The sequence below is a fragment of the Bradyrhizobium huanghuaihaiense genome (assembly GCF_025200885.1).
GTDB lineage: Bacteria > Pseudomonadota > Alphaproteobacteria > Rhizobiales > Xanthobacteraceae > Bradyrhizobium > Bradyrhizobium huanghuaihaiense.
This window is the reverse complement of record NZ_CP104172.1, coordinates 200,751-221,413: the sequence shown is the minus strand read 5'-3', so window position 1 is coordinate 221,413 and position 20,663 is coordinate 200,751. Positions and strand designations below refer to the sequence as shown.

General features: G+C 64.1%; 21 protein-coding genes. 11 read left to right on the top strand and 10 right to left on the bottom strand.

The window, feature by feature from the left end; genetic code table 11:
• Window positions 1-8: 8 nt before the first annotated feature.
• The 4 genes from mnmG to hemJ form a co-directional block, all read right to left on the bottom strand.
• Complete coding sequence (gene mnmG, locus N2603_RS01025; protein WP_260387365.1) at window positions 9-1,889, bottom strand: tRNA uridine-5-carboxymethylaminomethyl(34) synthesis enzyme MnmG; 1,881 nt, start codon at window positions 1,887-1,889, stop codon at window positions 9-11.
• A 650-nt stretch (window positions 1,890-2,539) separates the two neighbouring features.
• Complete coding sequence (gene mnmE / locus N2603_RS01020) at window positions 2,540-3,892, bottom strand: tRNA uridine-5-carboxymethylaminomethyl(34) synthesis GTPase MnmE (RefSeq protein ID WP_260387364.1); 1,353 nt, start codon at window positions 3,890-3,892, stop codon at window positions 2,540-2,542.
• Window positions 3,893-4,205: 313 nt separating this feature from the next.
• Complete coding sequence (gene rho / locus N2603_RS01015) at window positions 4,206-5,471, bottom strand: transcription termination factor Rho (protein WP_011083462.1); 1,266 nt, start codon at window positions 5,469-5,471, stop codon at window positions 4,206-4,208.
• Window positions 5,472-5,718: 247 nt separating this feature from the next.
• Window positions 5,719-6,153 carry a protoporphyrinogen oxidase HemJ gene (gene hemJ / locus N2603_RS01010; protein ID WP_211405135.1) on the bottom strand — a complete coding sequence of 145 codons (435 nt, stop codon included), beginning with the start codon at window positions 6,151-6,153 and terminating at the stop codon, window positions 5,719-5,721.
• Window positions 6,154-6,610: 457 nt separating this feature from the next.
• Here hemJ and N2603_RS01005 point away from each other — a divergent pair, with 457 nt between their 5' ends.
• From N2603_RS01005 to dnaQ, 4 genes are read left to right on the top strand one after another with little or no spacing between them, the layout of a single operon-like run.
• Window positions 6,611-7,450: a pyruvate, water dikinase regulatory protein gene (locus tag N2603_RS01005; RefSeq protein WP_018646025.1), complete on the top strand. Its 840-nt coding sequence runs from the start codon at window positions 6,611-6,613 to the stop codon at window positions 7,448-7,450.
• A gap of 8 nt (window positions 7,451-7,458) precedes the next feature.
• Entirely contained in the window at window positions 7,459-8,067 is a 609-nt protein-coding gene (locus N2603_RS01000) for a Maf family nucleotide pyrophosphatase (RefSeq protein ID WP_260387363.1), read from the top strand.
• Between the two features lie 23 nt (window positions 8,068-8,090).
• Window positions 8,091-8,690 (top strand): dephospho-CoA kinase, encoded by a 600-nt coding sequence (gene coaE, locus N2603_RS00995; RefSeq protein WP_260424426.1) that lies wholly within the window; start codon window positions 8,091-8,093, stop codon window positions 8,688-8,690.
• A gap of 27 nt (window positions 8,691-8,717) precedes the next feature.
• On the top strand, window positions 8,718-9,434 hold the full coding sequence (gene dnaQ / locus N2603_RS00990) for a DNA polymerase III subunit epsilon (protein WP_018646029.1): 717 nt from the start codon (window positions 8,718-8,720) through the stop codon (window positions 9,432-9,434).
• An 8-nt stretch (window positions 9,435-9,442) separates the two neighbouring features.
• Here the strand turns inward: dnaQ and secB are convergent, their stop codons facing one another.
• Window positions 9,443-9,931: a protein-export chaperone SecB gene (gene secB / locus N2603_RS00985; RefSeq protein WP_018646030.1), complete on the bottom strand. Its 489-nt coding sequence runs from the start codon at window positions 9,929-9,931 to the stop codon at window positions 9,443-9,445.
• A 414-nt stretch (window positions 9,932-10,345) separates the two neighbouring features.
• Between secB and N2603_RS00980 the strand changes: the two genes are divergently transcribed.
• The 3 genes from N2603_RS00980 to N2603_RS00970 are packed head-to-tail and all read left to right on the top strand — an operon-like array spanning window position 10,346 to window position 13,153.
• Window positions 10,346-11,053, top strand: coding sequence for a Tim44/TimA family putative adaptor protein (locus N2603_RS00980; RefSeq protein WP_018646031.1), 708 nt, complete (start codon window positions 10,346-10,348; stop codon window positions 11,051-11,053).
• On the top strand, window positions 11,031-12,566 hold the full coding sequence (gene mltA / locus N2603_RS00975) for a murein transglycosylase A (protein ID WP_260387362.1): 1,536 nt from the start codon (window positions 11,031-11,033) through the stop codon (window positions 12,564-12,566). The genes N2603_RS00980 and mltA overlap by 23 nt, the downstream gene beginning before the upstream one ends.
• On the top strand, window positions 12,563-13,153 hold the full coding sequence (locus N2603_RS00970; protein WP_260387361.1) for a Smr/MutS family protein: 591 nt from the start codon (window positions 12,563-12,565) through the stop codon (window positions 13,151-13,153). Before mltA ends, N2603_RS00970 begins: the two co-directional genes overlap by 4 nt.
• A 161-nt stretch (window positions 13,154-13,314) precedes the next feature.
• Here the strand turns inward: N2603_RS00970 and N2603_RS00965 are convergent, their stop codons facing one another.
• From N2603_RS00965 to hslV, 5 genes are all read right to left on the bottom strand, one after another.
• A complete protein-coding gene (locus N2603_RS00965) occupies window positions 13,315-14,439 on the bottom strand; it encodes a hypothetical protein (protein ID WP_260387360.1) in 1,125 nt (374 codons plus the stop codon).
• Window positions 14,440-14,628: 189 nt separating this feature from the next.
• Window positions 14,629-15,933 carry an ATP-dependent protease ATPase subunit HslU gene (hslU, locus tag N2603_RS00960; protein ID WP_260387359.1) on the bottom strand — a complete coding sequence of 435 codons (1,305 nt, stop codon included), beginning with the start codon at window positions 15,931-15,933 and terminating at the stop codon, window positions 14,629-14,631.
• 53 nt (window positions 15,934-15,986) lie between these two features.
• A complete protein-coding gene (locus N2603_RS00955) occupies window positions 15,987-16,604 on the bottom strand; it encodes a DUF2585 domain-containing protein (RefSeq protein ID WP_260387358.1) in 618 nt (205 codons plus the stop codon).
• A complete protein-coding gene (locus N2603_RS00950) occupies window positions 16,601-17,086 on the bottom strand; it encodes a GNAT family N-acetyltransferase (RefSeq protein WP_260387357.1) in 486 nt (161 codons plus the stop codon). Before N2603_RS00950 ends, N2603_RS00955 begins: the two co-directional genes overlap by 4 nt.
• Window positions 17,087-17,276: 190 nt before the next feature.
• Window positions 17,277-17,837, bottom strand: a complete 561-nt coding sequence (hslV, locus tag N2603_RS00945; protein ID WP_018646043.1) for an ATP-dependent protease subunit HslV — start codon at window positions 17,835-17,837, stop codon at window positions 17,277-17,279.
• A gap of 252 nt (window positions 17,838-18,089) precedes the next feature.
• Between hslV and hisB the strand changes: the two genes are divergently transcribed.
• From hisB to hisA, 4 genes are all read left to right on the top strand, one after another.
• Window positions 18,090-18,683 (top strand): imidazoleglycerol-phosphate dehydratase HisB, encoded by a 594-nt coding sequence (hisB, locus tag N2603_RS00940; RefSeq protein WP_211411357.1) that lies wholly within the window; start codon window positions 18,090-18,092, stop codon window positions 18,681-18,683.
• A 67-nt stretch (window positions 18,684-18,750) separates the two neighbouring features.
• On the top strand, window positions 18,751-19,281 hold the full coding sequence (locus N2603_RS00935; RefSeq protein WP_260387356.1) for a DUF2628 domain-containing protein: 531 nt from the start codon (window positions 18,751-18,753) through the stop codon (window positions 19,279-19,281).
• A complete protein-coding gene (hisH, locus tag N2603_RS00930; protein WP_260387355.1) occupies window positions 19,278-19,928 on the top strand; it encodes an imidazole glycerol phosphate synthase subunit HisH in 651 nt (216 codons plus the stop codon). Before N2603_RS00935 ends, hisH begins: the two co-directional genes overlap by 4 nt.
• Complete coding sequence (gene hisA / locus N2603_RS00925; RefSeq protein ID WP_260424425.1) at window positions 19,925-20,662, top strand: 1-(5-phosphoribosyl)-5-[(5-phosphoribosylamino)methylideneamino]imidazole-4-carboxamide isomerase; 738 nt, start codon at window positions 19,925-19,927, stop codon at window positions 20,660-20,662. The genes hisH and hisA overlap by 4 nt, the downstream gene beginning before the upstream one ends.
• The last annotated feature ends 1 nt before the right edge of the window (window position 20,663 follow it).

Below are 20,663 nucleotides of genomic sequence, written 5' to 3'. Positions count from 1 at the left end.
TGAAACGCCTATGCGATTGCCTTGGAAGTCTTCCGTGCCTCGCGGCGGAGATAGGCCGCGAGAATGCCGAGTGCCGCCGGCGTCATGCCATCGATGCGGCCGGCTTGGCCGACTGTGAACGGCCGCGCCTTCTCGAGCTTGGCGCGGACCTCGTTGGAGAGACCCGGGACCAACTGGTAATCGACGTCCGCCAGCACCATCCCCTCGTCACGCCGGAAAGCTTCGACGTCGGCGCTCTGGCGCTCTAGATAGACGTCGTACTTGGCATCGATCTCCAGATGGGTGGCGATGACGGGATCGATCATGGATAGCTCCGGCCAGATCGCACGGACCTGGCTCCAGCCGATCTCGGGATAGGCCATCAGCTCGAACGCCGAGCGGCGCTGGCCGTCCCGGTTCAGGGACAGTCCGTGCTTGATCGCCTCGTTCGGGGTGATGGTCAGCGACTTCGACAGTGTCCGGGCGGCGTTCAGGGCGTCCATCTTCGCGCAGTGATGCCGGGTCCGGGCACTGCCGACGCAGCCAAGCGCGATCCCCTTCTCGGTCAGGCGCTGATCGGCATTGTCGGCGCGCAGCGTCAGCCGGTACTCGGCCCGCGAGGTGAACATCCGATAGGGCTCGCTGATCCCGCGGGTCACGAGGTCGTCGATCATCACGCCGAGATAGCCGTCTGCGCGGTCGAACACCGTCAGCGCGGCGCCGCTGGCGGAGAGCGCGGCGTTCAGACCGGCCACGATGCCCTGCCCGGCGGCTTCCTCGTATCCGGTGGTGCCATTGATCTGCCCGGCCAGAAACAGACCGCGCAGGCGCTTGGTCTGCAGGGTCGGATCGAGCTCCCTGGGATCGATGTGGTCGTATTCGATGGCGTAGCCGGGGCGGACCATCTTCACCCGCTCCAGGCCGGGAATGCTGGCGAGGATCGCGAGCTGGACCTCCTCCGGCAGCGAGGTCGAGATGCCGTTGGGATAGACGGTGCTGTCGTCCAGACCTTCCGGCTCCAGGAAGATCTGATGGCCGTCGCGGTCGCCGAAGCGGACGATCTTGTCCTCGATCGAGGGGCAATAGCGCGGTCCGGAGCTCTTGATCTGGCCGGAGTACATCGGGGAGCGATGGACATTGGCCCGGATCACCTCGTGGGTTGCGGACGTGGTCCGGGTGATCCCACACTGGATCTGCGGGGTCGTGATCCGCTCGGTCATGACCGAGAACGGCTCCGGCGGCTCGTCTCCGGGCTGCATTTCGACCGCCGCCCAGTCGATTGTGGTGCCGTCCAGACGCGGCGGCGTGCCGGTCTTGAGCCGTCCGAGGGTGAAGCCGGCCCGCTCGAAGGAAGCCGAAAGACCCATCGCAGGCGCCTCGCCGACCCGGCCGGCGGGCCAATTCTTCTCACCGAGATGGATCAGACCACGGAGAAAGGTGCCGGTAGTGACGACAACCGCCCCTGCCCGAAGCTCCCGGCCATCGGCCAGACGCAGTCCGGTGACGCGTCCTTCGACCACGATCAGCTCGTCGGCTTCGCCCTCGATCACGGAAAGACCGTTGGTCTCCCGGATCGCGGCCTGCATCGCCGCCGCATAGAGTTTTCGGTCCGCCTGGGCCCGTGGACCACGCACAGCTGGGCCCTTGCGGCGATTGAGCACGCGAAACTGGATGCCGCCGGCATCGCCGACCCGGCCCATCAGACCGTCGAGCGCATCGACCTCGCGGACCAGATGACCCTTGCCGAGACCGCCGATGGCGGGATTGCAGGACATCGCGCCGACCGTGGAGAAACGGTGCGTCACCAGAGCCGTGGTCGCACCCATCCGGGCGGCGGCAGCCGCAGCTTCACAGCCGGCGTGGCCGCCGCCAATCACGATGACGTCGAAACTCTCTCGCTCTGTTCGCATGGGCGGACTTCTATCCCAGAGCGGAAAAAGCCGGAAGTGGAAACTGGGTGGGGACCGTGTTTCACGTGAAACAGGACCGGGCCGAGGGCGACGACGGCATTTTCGCGAGAACCAACCCCATGCACAGTAGAAGGCGCCCTCGTCTGTCTCGTGTTTCACGTGAAACAATCGTTGGCCTCCTCACCGCGAAAGGAGTCGAAAGCGTCCCACCATTCCCTATTATCGCGTTACGAGGAGGAGGCGGATCAGAGTCAGACCCGTCGCGTCGCACTCCGTCATTGTGAGCGCAGCGAAGCAATCCAGAACCCCTCCGCGGAGGCAGTCTGGATTGCTTCGTCGCAAGGGCTCCTCGCAATGACGAGGTTGGGGTGCGGCCGCCGGCCTAATCCTCGCTGGTGGGACATCGGATCCGCAAACGAACCGCTGAAACTGGCCGTTGTTTCACGTGAAACAGAAAGAGAGAATCGACCCCATCTGTTAGCGAAAGGGCTGTAGCCCGGATGGAGCGCAGCGAAATCCGGGGAAGGTATCTCCGCCGGGCAACCGGCCCCGGATTGCGCTGCGCTCCATCCGGGCTACGAGAACCGTCCTCGTTTCACGTGAAACCCAAGCAATGGAACAAGTGCTAGTTCTACAATGAAGAACTAGCGCTACTTTCCGATGCAGAATTTCTGGAAAATGGCCCCGAGGACGTCCTCGACGTCCACCCGGCCCAAGAGCCGGCCCAGGGCGTAGGCGGCGGCGCGCAGCTCTTCGGCCGCGAGCTCTTCGCCCTCTTCTACAAGGTCCAGACTCCGGCGCAAGCTGTCCGAGGCCTGGCGCAACAGATCGCGCTGGCGAGCCCGGGTCACCAACGCACCCTCGGTCGTCCCGAAGAAATTGGCGGCGAATTTGACGAGGGCGTCGACCAGCTCGGGAATGCCGTCGCCCCGGCTGGCCGAGATCCCGAACTCGCCTGCCGGCTTGGCACCTCCGGTCCCGCCCAGGTCGATCTTGTTGCGCACGATCCAGACCGATCCGCCGGGTCGATGGTCTTCGGATTTCCCCAGCGATCGCATTGCCTCGGGACCGACCGGCCCCTCACCCTCGGCCAGCCACAAGACCAGGTCGGCGTCCTCGGCACGCGCACGCGCACGACGCACGCCTTCCTGCTCGACCGGATCGTCGGTCTCGCGAATGCCGGCGGTGTCGATGACCGTGACCGGATAGCCATCGAGATCGAGCGACACCTCGATCACGTCACGCGTGGTGCCGGCATGCGGCGAGACGATCGCGACGTCGCGCCGCGCGAGCTGATTCATCAGCGTCGACTTGCCGACATTCGGCTCGCCCGCGATCGCAACCACGAGGCCGTCGCGCAGACGTTCAGAATGTCCCTGTGCCGCAAGCACTTTTGTGATTTCGTCGTGTAGCGCCTTGATCGCTTTCACCGCCGGCGCCCGCAACTCCGCCGGCACGTCGCCCTCGTCGGAAAAATCGATGCCGGCCTCGATCAGCGCCGACGCCTCGATGATGCGCTCGCGCCAGTCGCGCGCGCGGTCGCCGAGCAGGCCCTGCAGCTGGCGCAGCGCCTGGCGGCGCTGCCGGTCGGTGTCGGCGTGGATGAGATCGTCGAGGCCCTCAGCCTCGGTCAGGTCGAGCTTGCCGTTCTCGAAGGCGCGCCGGGTAAACTCACCGGGCTCGGCCGCTCGCGTATTCGGAATATCGGAAATAGCAGCGAGGAGCGCCGCCAGCACCGCCCGGCCGCCATGGACGTGAAATTCGGCGATGTCCTCGCCGGTCGCGCTGGCCGGTCCTGGAAACCAGAGCACGACCGCGTCGTCGATCGGCTGGCCCGCGCCGTCCCGGAGCAGCCGGCGGCTCGCCTGCCGCGGCGCCGGCAGCTTCCCTGCGAGGGTCGTCAGAACCAGGCTGGCTTGCGCGCCCGACACGCGCACCACTGCAATGGCGCTGGGCGCCCGGCCGGATGACAGCGCAAAAATGGTCTGGTCTCGCGGATGCATGGCCTATTTGTGCGGCTGCCAGTGAAAAGGCAAACGTCCGTTTTTCAGCCCGGCCGGCGGCAGGGATTTGCTGCGCCAGATCCCGCAGCAATTCCCCTGTTGCACCGCAATATACTCGCGTCATTTTTGCTGCAAAAATGCCTTCTCCGGAAGAAGTTCGGCCGAGTCGAATTCAAGTATTATTTTGATATATCAACAAATTAATGGGACACAGCGATAAGCGCTGCGGCACCCCTGAATGCTGCACTTCGCTGCAGCAAAGCCGCAACAAAAGGGCGCCCGAAGGCGCCCTCTGATCTTTGCTGCAGTGCATTCAAGTATTCATGGAGTCGAAGAACTCCGAATTGCTCTTGGTCGAGCGCAGCTTGTCGAGCAGGAAGTCGATCGCGTCCATGGTGCCCATCGGATTGAGGATGCGGCGGAGCACGTACATCTTCTTGAGCACCTGCGGATCGGTGATGAGCTCCTCCTTGCGGGTGCCGGAGCGGGAGATGTCGATCGCCGGGAAGGTGCGCTTGTCCGAGACCTTGCGGTCCAGGATCAGCTCCGAGTTACCGGTGCCCTTGAACTCTTCGAAGATGACTTCGTCCATGCGGCTGCCGGTATCGACCAGCGCGGTCGCGATGATGGTCAGCGAGCCGCCCTCCTCGATGTTGCGGGCGGCACCGAAGAAGCGCTTCGGACGCTGCAGCGCGTTGGCGTCGACACCGCCGGTCAGCACCTTGCCGGATGACGGCACGACCGTGTTGTAGGCGCGGCCGAGGCGCGTGATCGAATCGAGCAGGATCACGACGTCGCGGCCATGCTCAACCAGGCGCTTGGCCTTCTCGATCACCATCTCGGCGACCTGGACGTGACGCACCGCCGGCTCGTCGAAGGTCGAGGACACGACCTCGCCCTTCACCGAGCGCTGCATGTCCGTGACTTCTTCCGGACGCTCGTCGATCAGCAGCACGATCAGATAGCATTCGGGATGATTGTGCGTGATCGAGTGCGCGATGTTCTGCATCAGCACGGTCTTACCCGTGCGCGGCGGCGCCACGATCAGCGCGCGCTGGCCCTTGCCGATCGGGGCGACGATATCGATCACGCGTGCAGACAGGTCTTTCCGCGTCGGATCGTCGATTTCCATGCGGAAACGCTGGTTCGGAAACAGCGGCGTGAGATTGTCGAAATTGACCTTGTGCTTGGCCTTTTCCGGGTCCTCGAAATTGAGCGTGTTGACCTTCAGCAGCGCAAAATAGCGCTCGCCCTCTTTCGGGCTGCGGATGTGGCCTTCGATGGTGTCGCCGGTGCGCAGGCCGAAACGGCGGATCTGCGAGGGCGAAACGTAGATATCGTCAGGGCCCGGCAGATAATTCGCATCGGGCGAGCGGAGGAAGCCGAAACCGTCGGAGAGCACCTCGACGACGCCTTCACCGACGATGTCGGTCTCGGCCAGCGAAAGCTGCTTGAGGATGGCGAACAGCAGCTCCTGCTTGCGCATGGTGCTGGCGTTCTCGACCCCGTTCTCTTCCGCGAACGAGACGAGCTCGGCCGGGGTCTTCGACTTGAGGTCCTGGAGTTTAATTTCCCGCATTGGGGTGGTCCTGTGGGGTAACCTTGGAAGGGGTGCGAGGAGGCTCTGAAATGCGGACGTGAGAAGATTAAGGTCCGCAGGTCTGGCAAGGAGAGTGCCGGTGAGGCTTCAAACCTGATGCGGTGTCCGGCCTCTGGAAAGCTCAGACACAACCACATCCGCCTGCGTTGGGTGGGATATCGATAATATAGAAAATCGCTCCCTTCTCCGCAAGCCGAAGCGCTGAGCGATTCCGCGGGTGGCTTGCCTAGAACGGCTTCACGATCACCATGATGACGATGAGAATCATCAAAACGGTCGGCACCTCATTGATAATCCGATAGAATTTCTGGCTTCGCGGACGCCGGTCGGCGGCGAAATCCTTGAGCCAACGCGAAAAAAAGCCGTGGACCGCCGACAGCGCCAGGACCAATGCCAGTTTTACGTGCAGCCAGCCGAACGTGAACCAGTGGCCGGACCAGGCGAGAAAAAGCCCGGCAAGCCAGGTGACGATCATGGCGGGGTTGATGATCGCCTTGAACAGCCGGCGTTCCATGACCTTGAACGTCTCCGACTGCTTCGAGCCGATCTCGGCGTCGCAGTGATAAACGAACAGCCGCGGCAGATAGAGCATGCCCGCCATCCAGGAGATGACCGCGATAACATGCAGCGCCTTGATCCAGAGATAGACGTCTTCGAACATTTTCGCGGCCCGGATTGATGCCCAGCGAAAGGAGCTGGGGATAGTAAGAACCCGTTAAGGTCTTACCCTGCACACATATCCGTCCGTAGCGCCTTCCTCAAATCTAGAATCTTAGATTCTTAAGGTTTGAGTCTAAGTGACCGTGGATTGGACTCACGCAATTCCGTCCGCCGCTTCGCGCGCGCTTGTTCACATCCATCAACATATTCTGCGCAGGTCCGGCCGGTTCCGATAAGCCGTCCGGACTCAAAGGCTTGCGTGCGCTCGTCGGCAGCTTATCAAGGGGGTTATCCGCGCAATCCCGCTTCCCGCTTGGAGAGGCATCGGACTTGTTCTGACCGGCAGCGGTGTGAAGAAAATTGGCACTTGTCCCGTCCCTGGTGTCGCACATCCCTTTCCGAGCGGTTAAGCTCCACAGAAATCCACAAACCACCCCGCCCTCATCCAAAGAGTTTTTGTGCCGACCTCGAACAATTATTTCCATCTGCACCTGGTCTCCGACTCCACCGGCGAGACGCTGATCACCGTCGCGCGCGCCGTCGCCGCGCAATATGCGAACGTGACGCCGGTCGAGCATGTCTATCCGCTGGTGCGGAGCCAGAAGCAGCTCGACCGGGTGCTCGACGAGATCGAGGAAGCGCCGGGGATCGTGCTGTTCACGCTGCTCGAGAAGGATCTGGTCGCCAGGCTCGAGGACAAGTGCAAGCAGATCAATGTTCCGAGCCTGTCGATCATCGGGCCGGTGATGCAGCTGTTCGAAGCTTATCTCGGAGCTGCGACGACGGGTCGCGTCGGCGCCCAGCACGTGCTCAATGCGGAATATTTCAAGCGCATCGACGCACTGAACTACACGATGATCCATGACGACGGTCAGCATGTCGAAGGTCTCGACGACGCCGACGTGGTTCTGGTCGGGGTGTCCCGCACCTCGAAGACGCCGACATCGATCTATCTCGCCAATCGCGGCATCCGCACCGCGAACGTGCCACTGGTGCCCGGCATTCCCGTGCCGGCGCAGCTGGAGACGCTGACGCGGCCGCTGGTGGTGAGCCTGCATGCGACGCCGGAACGCCTGATCCAGATCCGTCAGAACCGCCTGCTCTCAATGGGTGCCGAATCCGGCAGCGACACCTATACCGACAGGCAGTCGGTCACCGAGGAGGTCGCGTTTGCGCGCAAGCTGAGCGCCAAGCATGATTGGCCGCTGTTGGACGTGACGCGGCGCTCGATCGAGGAAACCGCCGCGGCGATCATGAAGCTCTACAGCGATCGTCAGCGCAACCGGCCCTCGGAATAGTTGTCGCGATGGCTCTGTGGCGCGGCACATCTCCGCTGATCCTGGCCTCGCAAAGCAGCGCACGAAAAATGCTGCTGGCCAATGCCGGGTTCGAATTCGAGGCGGTCACGGCTGATATCGACGAGCGCGGTATCCAGGCCAGCTCCAACCTCAGCGATCCGCGCGAGATCGCTCTGCTGCTGGCCCGCGAAAAGGCCAGGGCGGTCTCTACGGGTCGTCCGGGAAGTTATGTGATCGGCGCCGACCAGACGCTGGCGCTCGGCAGCCGTCTCTTCAATAAGCCCGCCGGCCGCCCACAGGCGCTGGCGCAACTGCGCGATCTCGAAGGCAACAGCCACGAGCTGAATTCCGCCGTGGCCGTGGCGCGGGACGGCAAGATTGTTTTCGAGGATGTCTCGGTGGCGCGCATGACCATGCGGCCAATGAGCGAAGCCGAGCTTTCGGCCTATCTCGACGCCGCCGGCGATGCCGTGACCAGAAGCGTCGGTGCCTATCAGCTCGAGGGCCTCGGCATCCATCTGTTCGAGCGCATCGAGGGCGACCATTTCACCATTCTCGGCCTGCCGCTGCTGCCGCTGCTTGCGTTCCTGCGGAGCGAGCAGCTAATTGCGGTGTAGATGCGAGAGAAGGCTGGGTGCTGATGCGGATCCTCGGACTGACCGGCTCGATCGGGATGGGCAAATCCACCACCGCGAAATTGTTCGCGGAGGCCGGCGTGCCCGTCTACGACGCCGATGCCGCCGTGCATCAGCTCTACGAGGGTGAAGCGGCGCCGGCGATCGAGGCCGCCTTCCCCGGCACCACTGTGAACGGCAAGGTCGACCGGACAAAACTGTCGGCGCGCGTGGTGCACGATCCCGCCGCGATCAAGCAGCTCGAGCAGATCGTCCATCCGATGCTCGGCGCCTCCCGGCAAAAATTCTTCGCCGATGCCGAGGCCGCCAAGGTGCCGGTCGTGGTGCTGGACATCCCGCTGCTGTTCGAGACCGGCGGCGAGAAGCGGGTCGATGCGGTCGTCGTCGTCTCGACTTCGCCGGAACTCCAGCGCGAGCGGGTGTTGGCGCGTGGCACGATGGACGAGGCGAAGCTCAACGCCATCATCGCCAAGCAGACGCCGGATGCCGAGAAGCGCAAGCGGGCCGATTTCGTGGTGGATACCTCACACGGACTTGAGCCGGTGCGCGCCCAAATCAAGCACATCCTGGCCGAGGTCGTTAAGATGCCACAGCGGCGAGCCTGATTCGCCGTCTCACACGGCCTCCCGATCATGCGCGAAATCGTCCTCGACACCGAAACCACCGGCCTCGATCCGCTCCGCGGCGATCGCCTGGTCGAAATCGGCTGCGTCGAGATCTTCAACCGCATGCCGACGGGACAGACCTATCACGTCTATATCAACCCCGAACGGGACATGCCGGCGGAAGCCTTTGCCGTGCACGGGCTGTCGGCCGAATTCCTCTCGACCAAACCGCTGTTCCACGAGGTCGTCGATGCATTTCTGGAGTTTATCGGCGATGCACCGCTGGTGATCCACAACGCCTCGTTCGACATCAGCTTCATCAATGCCGAGCTCGACCGGATCAAGCGTGCCGCGGTCCCGCGCGAGCGGCTGGTCGATACGCTGCTGCTGGCGCGGCGCAAGCATCCCGGCGTGTCGAACCGGCTCGACGATCTCTGCTCGCGCTATTCGATCGACAATTCACACCGCACGAAGCACGGCGCGCTGCTCGACGCAGAACTGCTTGCGGAAGTCTATGTCGATCTGGTGGGGGCGCGGCAGTCGCAGCTGCTGCTGGCTTCGGAGAGCGCAGAGATTCGCGTCAATTCCGCCGGCGATGCACCGCGGCGGCAGCGGTCAGTGCCGCTCGCGCCGCGGGTTTCGGATGCCGAGCGGGAGGCCCATCGGGCCTTCATCGCAACGATGGGCGAAAAGGCGATCTGGAACGAGTATCTCGCCGCTCCAGTCGCCCCTCCGGCTGGTTAAGCCTGCGCTTAGGCCTGGCCGGTCTGGCCACCCTGGGCGGCCATCTGCCGCTCCATGTTCTGGCGATAGAGACCGACGAAATCAACCGGGTCCAGCATCAGCGGCGGGAACCCGCCATCGCGCACCGCGGTTGCGATGATCTCGCGGGCGAACGGGAACAAGAGCCGCGGGCACTCGATCATGACCAGCGGGTGCAGGTTCTCCTTCGGCACGTTGACGATCCGGAACACGCCGGCATAGGCGAGCTCGAACGAGAACATCACCTTGCCCGCGGTCTCGGCCTTGCCTTCGACCGTCAGCGTCACCTCGAACTCCTGTTCGCTGAGGTTATTGGCGCCGACATTGATCTGGATGTTGATCTGGGGCGGCTGGCCCTGCTGCTGGAGCGAGCTTGGCGCGTTCGGATTTTCGAACGACAGGTCCTTGGTATATTGCGCCAGCACGTTGAGCTGGGGAGCCTGAGCCGCCTCGGGAGGGGTGCCGTTACCGTTGGTCATAGAAGTGTCTCCTTAACCCGATTGGGGCTGAAATTCGCGGCGGTTGGCTAACATAGGGCCGCCTCGTTCCACAAGGACGAACGGTCCCGGATGGGAATCCTGATCGTGCCCGCAACTATGACGTTCAGGGCGGCCTTTCGCCGAAATCGCGCCTTAAACGATTGAAGATACGCGATTTCCGCCCAGGATCGGGTTTCCCCTTAAGGATAAAACGCGCTACACTCGCCTCTGTGCCAAAAGGCGCCATTGGCCGGGCAAGATTTCGTGCCTACATCCCAGGGACCAGACGCGCGGACCTAAAATGGTGATGTAGACTTGCCGTTTCCGTATGGAACGGTCTACTGGCCGGATTGATTTTCCCGGCAACGACCCCGAAGCGAAGACCCAGAGCAAAGACCAGAAAGCGAATACGACGTGGACATCTACACCATCATCTTCCTGGCGTTGGCGGTCTTCATCTTTCTGAGGCTGCGCAGCGTGCTGGGGCAGCGCACGGGCAACGAGCGGCCGCCGTTCGATCACACTGCCGCCCGTAATGCGCTGGGGGGTGCCCAGGACAAGAACGTCGTGACCATGCCGGGCAAGGTGATCGACCAGGCTCCGCTGGCGCCGACGGCCGAGCCAACCGCGCCCAGCGACCGCTGGAAGGGTCTGACTGAACCGGGCACCGCACTGGCGCAGGGTCTCGATGCCATCGTCGAGAAGGATTCCACCTTCGATCCGCGTCATTTCATCTCGGGTGCTCGCGGCGCTTATGAGATGATCGTGCTGGCCTTTGCCAATGGCGATCGCCGCGCGCTGCGCGACCTGTTGTCGTCGGAGGTCTATGAAAGCTTCGACGCCGCGATCAAGGAGCGCGAGAGGAACGAGCAGAAGACCGAGACGCGCTTCGTCTCGATCGACAAGGCTGAGCTCGTCGGCGCCGAGATGCGCGACCGCACCGCGCAGCTCACGATCCGCTTCGTCTCGCAGATGATCTCGGCGACTCGTGACAAGGCCGGCAACATCGTCGATGGCAGCGCCGACACGGTTGCCGACATCACCGATATCTGGACTTTCGCCCGCGACACCACCTCTCGCGATCCGAACTGGAAGCTGGTTGGCACCGGAAGCGCGAATTAAGATCTTCCTGAAGAACAGCGCGACGGCGCTCTGCGCGGGTGTCGTCGTGCTGTCATCGTTTTCGCTCGGCGCCGAGGCGGCGCGGCGCCACTACCGCAGCCATCATCACCACGCCCCGCAACTGGCCGCCGCTCCGCCGCGGGCCTTGCCCTATCCGCAGCTCCCGCTGCCGTTCGAGATCTCAGGCGCGCAATATCTGCCGCTGGCCTGGGCCGACGTGAAGGGCTGGGGCGACGACGATCATCTCGCCGCCTACAAGACGTTTCGCGCCAGCTGCAAGTCGATCAACGCGCAGACCGGGGCGCCCGAGCCGAAAGCGCTGGGGGCCTCGCTGAGCGAGCCTTGCCGGGTCGCCAAATTGCTCGAGCTTGCCGACGACGCCAAGGCGAAGACATTCTTCGAGGAGAATTTCGCGCCGCTGCGCATCTCCCGCTTAGGGGAGCCCGATGGTTTCGTCACCGGCTATTACGAGCCGGTGCTCGAGGGATCGCGGACGCAGACCGACGTCTTCAATGTCCCGGTCTATCGCCGGCCCTCGAACCTGTTCGTGCGCGGCTACAAGCAGGATTCCGTCAGCCTGCCCAACAAGGGCCCGGTCTACCGCAAGATCGGGCGCCGCAAGCTGGTGCCCTATTACGACCGCGGCGAGATCGAGGACGGCAAGATCGCCGGGCGCGGCCTCGAGGTCGCCTGGCTGAAGGATCCGACCGATCTGTTGTTCGCGCAGATCCAGGGCTCGGCGCGGATCAAGTTCGAGGACGGCACGACGCTCCGGCTCAATTACGACGCCTATAACGGCTACCCCTACACGGCGGTGGGACGCATCCTGATCGAGCGCGGCATCATTCCGAAAGAGGAGATGTCGATGCAGAAGATCAGGGAGTGGATGGCGCAAAATCCTGATGGCGCCAAGGAGCTGCGCCGCCAGAACCGCGCGTACATCTTCTTCCGCGAGGTCAACCTCTCCGACAAGGACGAGGCGGTGGGCGCGCAAGGCATTCCGCTGACGGCGGGACGCTCGATCGCGGTCGACAAGTCGCTGCATGTCTACGGCACGCCGTTCTTCATCGAGGGCGAGCTGCCGATCGACTCCGAACGTTCGAAGACGCCGTTTCACCGGCTGATGATCGCGCAGGACACCGGCTCAGCCATCATCGGCCCCGCGCGTGCGGATCTGTATTTCGGTGCCGGGCAGGAGGCCGGCCGCGTCTCCGGGCGGCTGCGCCATCCCATGCATTTTGTCATGCTGGTCCCGAAGAGCCTCGATCCTGCGACGCGCGCTGCGCGGTTGCCGATACCGGATCCGCGTCCCTCGGAGAAAATCGCAAAACTGTTTCCGCAAACCGATCCGGCCAAGACGGGCACGCCTGCTGCGGCGCCCGCCGCGGCGCAAGGCAAGAACGAAACGGTTGCCATCGCCGGGCCTGTGCCGCTACCGGTGCCGCGTCCCGCGATCGAGCCTGTCCCTGAGCCGCGGCGGCCTTTGAAGAATCGTCCCCATCGGCAGCAATGAAGCGATCGTCCCGTCCGCCCGTGCTGGAGCCTCGCCCCTCGCCGCGCCGCCGCGCGCTGAGCGAGGAAGAGCGCGCGCTGTGGGATACGGTCGCAAAGCAGGTCAAGCCGCTGAGGAAGCATCGCGTGGCCAAGGCGCATGCTGCGCCGCCTGCCGGGCCTTCGCCCGTGGTCCAGGTGTCCCGGGTTGCGCCGGCGGCAAGACCGGTTGCCGCAGCCCCGGCGCCGCGTATCGCAAAACCGTCTGTTCCGCCTCTGGCGCCGCTCGGCAAGCGCGAGCGCACAAAACTGTCGCGCGGCCGCAGCGAGATCGAGGCGCGGCTCGATCTGCACGGCATGACCCAGATGCGCGCCCATCGCGCGCTGACCGGCTTCCTGCACCGCGCCCATCATGACGGGCTGACCTTCGTGCTCGTCATCACCGGCAAGGGACGCAGCGGCAGCGAAAGCGGCGTGCTCCGCCGCCAGGTGCCGGAATGGCTGAGCCTGCCGGAATTCCGCGCCTTCGTCGTCGGCTTCGAGACCGCCCATATCGGCCATGGCGGCGAGGGCGCGCTGTATGTGCGGATCAGGCGGGCGAGAGGCTAGCGAGTTCTGACAACGGCGAGCTCGGTGCAACCTCTCCCGCTTGCGGGAGAGGTCGTCGCGCGAAGCGCGGCGGGTGAGGGCTCTCTCCTCTTGGGGGTTCTCGCCCGCGGAGACACCCTCTCCCCAACCCTCTCCCGCAAGCGGGAGAGGGAGCGCATCGTCTAAAACGGCCGGACGATTCCGACACGCGGGATCAGGGTGATGACCAGGCCGAAGATATTTGTCTTCCGATCCTCGGCCGGAATCATCGGAGCTTCCCGCTTTGCCGGCAGCATCTTCACCGCATGCAGGATCAGGACCATGCAGACCGCCCAGTTCGAGATCCAGCGCGAATAGTCGAACACCATCGCGAACATCACGAGATAGGCGAGGCTGACGCCGATCAGTGCTGCGATGACGAGCCGGCGGTGCGTTTCGCTGGCGAGCGCGCCGATCAGGCTCGCAAAGAAACGCCACAGCGGCGTGTGCAGCCAGATCAACAGCGCGAACACGGGCAGGCCGAGGATGTTGTGCGGCAGGCGGCCCCAGGTGTCCGAAATTTCCTTCGCCAGCGGCTGATACCAGATGTAGGCGAACTGCAAGAGGTCGGTGCGGGACGGATCGGCCATCCGCGTCTTCAGATATGCGACGAAGTCCGCTTCGGGGATCGGCATCGTTCCCAGGAATTGCGCGGCGAAGAACAGCGCGGAGACGATGGCGAGGGCGATCACACCGAAAGCGACGTTGCCGCGATTGCTGCCGTAAGCGAGGTAGTGCCTGATCACCACGATGGTGATGATCGTCGGCACGTACATCAAGAGATGGATGTGGTGGATCAGGACGAGAATGATCGAGAACAGCGCCGCCGTTGCCACGAACAGCAGCGAGCCCGCCGGCATCAGCAAGAGGACGATCGCCAGCGCGCAGCCATAGATGTCGAAATGGCCGAGCGTGTGCATGAAATTCTTCAGGAAGAACGGTGAGCCCGCGGTGAAGACGAACAGCGGCAGCGTCTTCGCGGTGAAGCCGAACGTTCGCTGGAACAGTCTTGCATAGAGACCAAGCGTCACCAGCCATGTCGCCCCGCCGAGCGCGAACACCAGCCAGACCGGCACCTGGTCGGTGAACAGCGCGACGATCGCCCCGATCAGCGCGCGCTTGATGAAGCCGAAATGGTAGTCGACGAGGAGATGGATGTAGGGGACGTAAGGCGGCAGCTGGATCTTGTGGACGAACACGCCGGCGATGATTGCGGCGTTGATCGCGAGCAGGAGCCGCCAGGGGTTTTGCAGGATGCTAGCGGGCACGGGGCACCCGGCTCGCGTCAACCTCCGCTGTCGTCCCGGGCAAGCGAAGCGCGACCCGGGACCCATAACCACAGGCGGTCGTTTGTGCCGGGATCGGAGCCGCCATCTGTTTCAACAAGGACCGCTGGTGGTTATGGGTCCCCGCTTTCGCGGGGACGACAGCGGGATAGATAGCTGATCTCTACCGAACTACAAAATGAACCGGCTCAGATCGGCATTCTTGGCGAGGTCGCCAACGTGCTTCTGCACGTAGTCGGCGTCGACCTTGATGGTCTCGCCGCTGCGGTCGGGGGCGGTGAAGGAGATCTCGTCAAGCACCCGCTCCATCACGGTCTGGAGCCGCCGCGCGCCGATGTTCTCGACGGTGGAGTTCACGGCGACCGCGACGTCGGCCAGCGCATCGATGGCGCTGTCGGTGATGTCGAGCGTCACGCCCTCGGTCTGCAGCAGCGCGACATATTGCTTGATCAGCGAAGCCTCGGGCTCGGTCAGGATGCGCCGCATGTCGTCGCGGGTCAGCGCCTGCAGCTCGACGCGGATCGGCAGACGGCCCTGCAATTCCGGCAGCAGGTCGGACGGCTTGGCGACGTGGAAGGCGCCCGACGCAATGAACAGGATGTGGTCGGTCTTGACCGCGCCGTGCTTGGTCGAGACCGTGGTGCCCTCGATCAGCGGCAAGAGATCGCGCTGCACGCCCTCGCGCGAGACGTCGCCGCCGACGCGGCCGTCGCGGGCGCAGATCTTGTCGATCTCGTCGAGGAACACGATGCCGTTATTCTCGACCGCGCTGATCGCCTCCAGCGTGAGCTGCTCGGTGTCCAGCAGCTTGTCGGATTCCTCGTTGACCAGGATCTCGTGCGAGCCTTCCACCGTCAGCCGCCGCGTCTTGCTGCGGCCGCCCAGCTTTCCAAAAATGTCGCCGATCGAGATCGCGCCCATCTGCGCGCCCGGCATGCCCGGGATCTCGAACATCGGCATGCCGCCGCCGGACGACTGCGTCTCGATCTCGATTTCCTTGTCGTTGAGCTCGCCGGCCCGCAGCTTCTTGCGGAAGGATTCCCGCGTCGCCGCGCTGGAATTGGCGCCGACCAGCGCATCGAGCACGCGCTCCTCGGCGGCGAGCTGCGCCCGCGCCTGCACGTCCTTGCGCTTCTTCTCGCGCACCTGGGCGATCGCGACCTCGACGAGATCGCGCACGATCTGCTCGACGTCACGGCCGACATAGCCGACCTCGGTGAATTTCGTGGCTTCCACCTTCAGGAACGGCGCATTCGCCAGCTTGGCGAGACGTCGCGCGATTTCCGTCTTGCCGACGCCGGTGGGGCCGATCATCAGAATGTTCTTCGGCAGCACCTCCTCGCGCAAGGAGCCTTCGAGCTGCTGCCGCCGCCAGCGGTTGCGCAGCGCGATCGAGACGGCGCGCTTGGCGTCGCCCTGACCGACGATGAAACGGTCGAGTTCGGAAACGATTTCGCGGGGAGAGAAGTCTGTCATGGCACCTTAGCTAGGGTCAGATGCGGGCCGGGACAAGCCGCTTTTTTCGGCCGTCAGATGATCGGCGGGCCCGACTGCCATTGTTTCACGGCCTCGATCGGATGGATCAGCATCAGGATATTGAGCGTCAGATTGTCGCGAATATGGAGCGCCAGCATGATCTCGAAGGCGAGGCCGAGCAGGACGGTCGCAGATACCGGCAGCACGCGCGCGACGAGGAACCCGAGCATCATGGCCAGATTGTCAGACACCGAATTGACGATGCTGTCGCCGTAATAGTCCAGCGAGATCGTGCCGGCGCGGTAGCGCTCGATGATGAAGGGCGAGTTCTCGACGATCTCCCAGGCGCCCTCGATCAGCATGGCGACGATCAACCGGGCCGGCCACGATAAGGTGAGGAATGGCAGACGCGCGAACAGCAGCCAGGTCAGCCCGTAGAACAGGAAGCCGTGCAGCACGTGCGAGAAGCTGTACCAGTCGGCGATGTGCTGGGAATTCTCCGAGCTGTTCACCACGCCGTGCCAGAGCTTGACGTAGCCGCAGGTGCAGATCGGCACGCGCCCCATCGCGAACAGGATCACGGCTTGTAGCGCCAGCAGCGATAGCGCGATTCCGGCCCAGGCGAGCGGCGGAAATGCGACCTTGCTCTCCTGCGCGTGCGCCAGCGTCATGGCTCGCGCACCATCAACAATGCGGCCCCGTCCGGCGTCTCGACCATGCGGTCGCGAACGAAGCCGGCCTTCTCGTAAGCGCGTATCGCGCGCGCATTGAGCGGATCCGGATCGGTGACCATGCGCGGCAGGCCGTGCCGCAACTGCTCGTCGACGAACGCGCGAGTGAGCGCCGAGCCATGGCCCTGCCCGATCATGTCGCCCTCGCCGATGAACTGGTCGATGCCACGCGTGCCCTCCGGTTGTGGCCCGAAGCCCGTATTCCAGGCGGTCAGGCGGTAGCACTGAAGATAGCCGAAGGGCCTGTCGCCGGCCAAGACGATGAACTGGTCCATCGCCGGTTCATCGAGGTCACCGCTCACCAGCGCAAACTGCTCGTCCGGATCGCCCCACCATTCCCGCACATGGGCTTCGCCCAGCCACCGCCGGATCAACGGCAGGTCGGCAGCGGTCATCGGGCGGAAGGTGTAGGTGGCGATCATCTAGCAGCCGCAGCGGTGGTGCCCTCCCTCTCCCGCTTGCGGGAGAGGGTCGGGGAGAGGGTGTCTCTGCATCGGGACAGCCCCTGAGTGGAGAGAGCCCCCACCCGGCGCTTCGCGCCGACCTCCCCCGCAAGCGGGAGAGGTTGCACCGACCGTGCGGATGGGTCGTACGGACAAAAGACGCTCCGCCCTACCCGCTTGCCAGGCTCTCGATGGTCAGGTTGCGGTTGGTGTAGACGCAGATGTCGGCGGCGATGTCGAGGGAGCGGCGGACGATGGTCTCGGCGTCCTTGTCGGTGTCGAGCAGGGCCCGCGCGGCGGCCAGCGCGTAATTGCCGCCGGAGCCGATCGCCATCACGCCGGCCTCGGGCTCGAGCACGTCGCCGGTGCCTGTCAGCACCAGGGAGACGTCCTTGTCGGCCACGATCATCATGGCCTCCAGCCGCCTGAGGTAACGGTCGGTGCGCCAGTCCTTGGCGAGCTCCACGGCGGCCCGGGTCAGCTGCCCCGGATATTGCTCGAGCTTGCTTTCCAGCCGCTCAAACAGGGTGAAGGCGTCGGCCGTGGCGCCGGCGAAGCCGCCGATGACGTCGCCCTTGCCGAGCTTGCGGACCTTTTTGGCGTTGGACTTGATCACGGTCTGGCCGATCGAGACCTGGCCGTCGCCGCCGACGACCACCTTGCCGCCCTTGCGGACCGTCAAAATCGTGGTGCCGTGCCAGCCCGGCGAGCTGTTCTGGGAGTCCTGCATGAAATACCTCACTGTCCGGCTGATTTAGGCGGTCGGGGCCAAGGGGACAACCTGCGTACAACGGGCCGTTCCGGGCCGAATTTCGCTCACCATAGGCAGAAGTAGAGGCCCGGCCAGCCGTTCCCGCAGTAGCGAAGGTGTCATTTGGCTGTTAATAGACTGGCGTTTTCGGCCCCCGAGCATGATCCGGAAAAGTGGGCACCGGTTTTCCGGGAAAGATCATGCTCAAATAGAAGCGAAAGCCAGCTTTCAATGCGCACCGCGACGATCAAGCGCAAGACCAAGGAAACCGACATCGAGGTGTCCGTGAACCTCGATGGCACCGGCGTGGCCAATATCGCGACCGGCATCGGCTTTTTCGACCATATGCTCGATCTCCTCGCCCGCCATTCCCGCATCGACCTCACGGTCAAGGCGGTGGGCGACCTGCACATTGATTATCACCATACCACCGAAGACACCGGCATCGCGCTTGGCCAGGCGGTCAAGCAGGCGCTCGGCAACATGGCAGGCATCACCCGCTATGCCGGTGTGCACATGCCCATGGACGAGACGCTGTCGCGCGTGGTCATCGACATCTCGGGTCGCCCGTTCCTGGTGTTCAAGGCCGACTTCCCCCGCGACAAGATCGGCGAGTTCGATACCGAGCTGGTGCGCGAGTGGTTCCAGGCCTTCGCCATCAACGCCGGCGTGACTCTCCACGTCGAAACCCTATATGGCGATAACAGCCATCATATCGCCGAGTCCTGCTTCAAGGGTCTGGCGCGGGCGTTGCGCACTGCCGTTGCGATCGATCCGAAGGCAGTGGGCGAAATCCCGTCCACCAAGGGCTCGCTCGGCGGCTGACATCTCCGTCTTGGCGGCGAAAGGCCGCCGACGGCATCTACTCAATTCTCGAGAACGGGGCATCGCCATGCCTGCCTACACAGTTCATGCTCCCTTCCCTGGCGGAGCCGACCTGCGCGCGACCGACAAGTTTGTCTTCGTGCGCGACGGCTTCCATTTCTGGGCGATGATCTTCGGCCCGTTCTGGCTGCTGTGGAATCGGCTGTGGCTGGTGCTGATCGGCTGGCTGATCTTCATCGCTGCCTTCCATGCCGGACTCTCCAGCCTGGGTCTCGGCCGCAGCTCGATCTTCCTCGCCGATATCGTCATCGCGCTGCTGACGGGACTCGAGGCCTCCAGCCTGCGGCGCTGGACGCTGTCGCGCGGCAAGTGGCGGCAGCTCGACATCGTCATCGCCGACGACCATGACACGGCCGAGCGCCGCTTCTTCGAGCGCTGGAGCCAGAAGCAGCACGGCATCGTCAACGATCAATGGGCCGTCGATCGCGGCGGCCCGCCGCCGACCCGGGGCGTGCCGGGCCAGCAATTCTCGAACCCGCCGCCGATTCCGGCCGGCGGCATCATTGGATTGTTCCCAGAACCGGGAGGGTCAAGGTGAGCGTCGCCATCATCGATTACGGTTCCGGGAATCTGCATTCCGCCGCGAAAGCCTTCGAGCGCGCCGCGCGGAGCCTCGAAAATCCGCAAAAGGTTTTCGTTACCAGCGATCCCGATCAGGCCTACGAGGCTGACCGTCTGGTGCTGCCCGGCGTCGGCGCCTTCGCCGACTGCCGGCACGGTCTTGATGCCGTCAACGGCATGGTCGAGGCGATCACCGAAGCGGTGCGCGTCAAGGCGCGGCCGTTCTTCGGCATCTGCGTCGGCATGCAGCTGATGGCGAGCCGCGGCAAGGAGCACGTCATCACCGAAGGCCTGAACTGGATCGGCGGCGACGTCGAGAAGATCACGCCGCGCGATGAAAGCCTGAAGATCCCGCACATGGGCTGGAATACGCTCGAGGTGCTCAGGGAGCATCCGGTGCTGAACAAGCTGCCACTCGGCCCCAAGGGCCAGCACGCCTATTTCGTGCACTCCTATCACCTCAACCCCGCCAGCGAGGCGGACGTGCTCGCGCGCGCCGACTACGGCGGGCCTGTCACCGCGATCGTCGCGAAGGACACCGCAATCGGCACGCAGTTTCACCCCGAGAAGAGCCAGCGCTTTGGTTTGGCCCTGATCTCGAACTTCTTGCGATGGAAACCGTGATTCTCTTCCCCGCGATCGACCTCAAGAACGGCCAATGCGTGCGCCTCGAGCAAGGCGACATGGCGCGCACGACCGTTTTCAATCTCAATCCCGCGGCCCAGGCGCAGAGCTTTGCCGACCAGGGCTTTGAATATCTCCACGTCGTCGACCTCGACGGCGCCTTTGCCGGCAAGCCGGTGAACGCCGAGGCCGTCGAGGCGATGCTGAAGACGATCAAGATCCCGGTGCAGCTCGGCGGCGGCATTCGCGATCTCAAGACCGTCGAAGCCTGGCTCGACAAGGGCATCACCCGCGTCATCATCGGCACCGCCGCGGTGCGCGATCCCGAATTGGTGAAGTCTGCCGCGAAGAAATTCCCCGGCCGCGTGGCCGTGGGCCTCGATGCCCGCGACGGCAAGGTCGCGGTCGAAGGCTGGGCCGAGACCTCGCAGGTCACGGTGCTGGAGATCGCAAAGCGCTTTGAAGATGCCGGCGTCGCCGCCATCATCTTCACCGACATCGCGCGCGACGGCCTGCTCAAGGGCCTGAATCTCGATGCGACCATCGCGCTCGCCGACGCCATCTCGATCCCCGTGATCGCCTCCGGCGGCCTCGCCTCGATCGAGGACGTCAAGGCCATGCTGACGCCGCGGGCGAAAAAGCTCGCCGGCGCGATCGCCGGCCGCGCGCTGTACGATGGCCGGCTCGATCCCACTGCCGCCCTCACCTTGATCCGCGACGCGCGCAGGAGCTGAC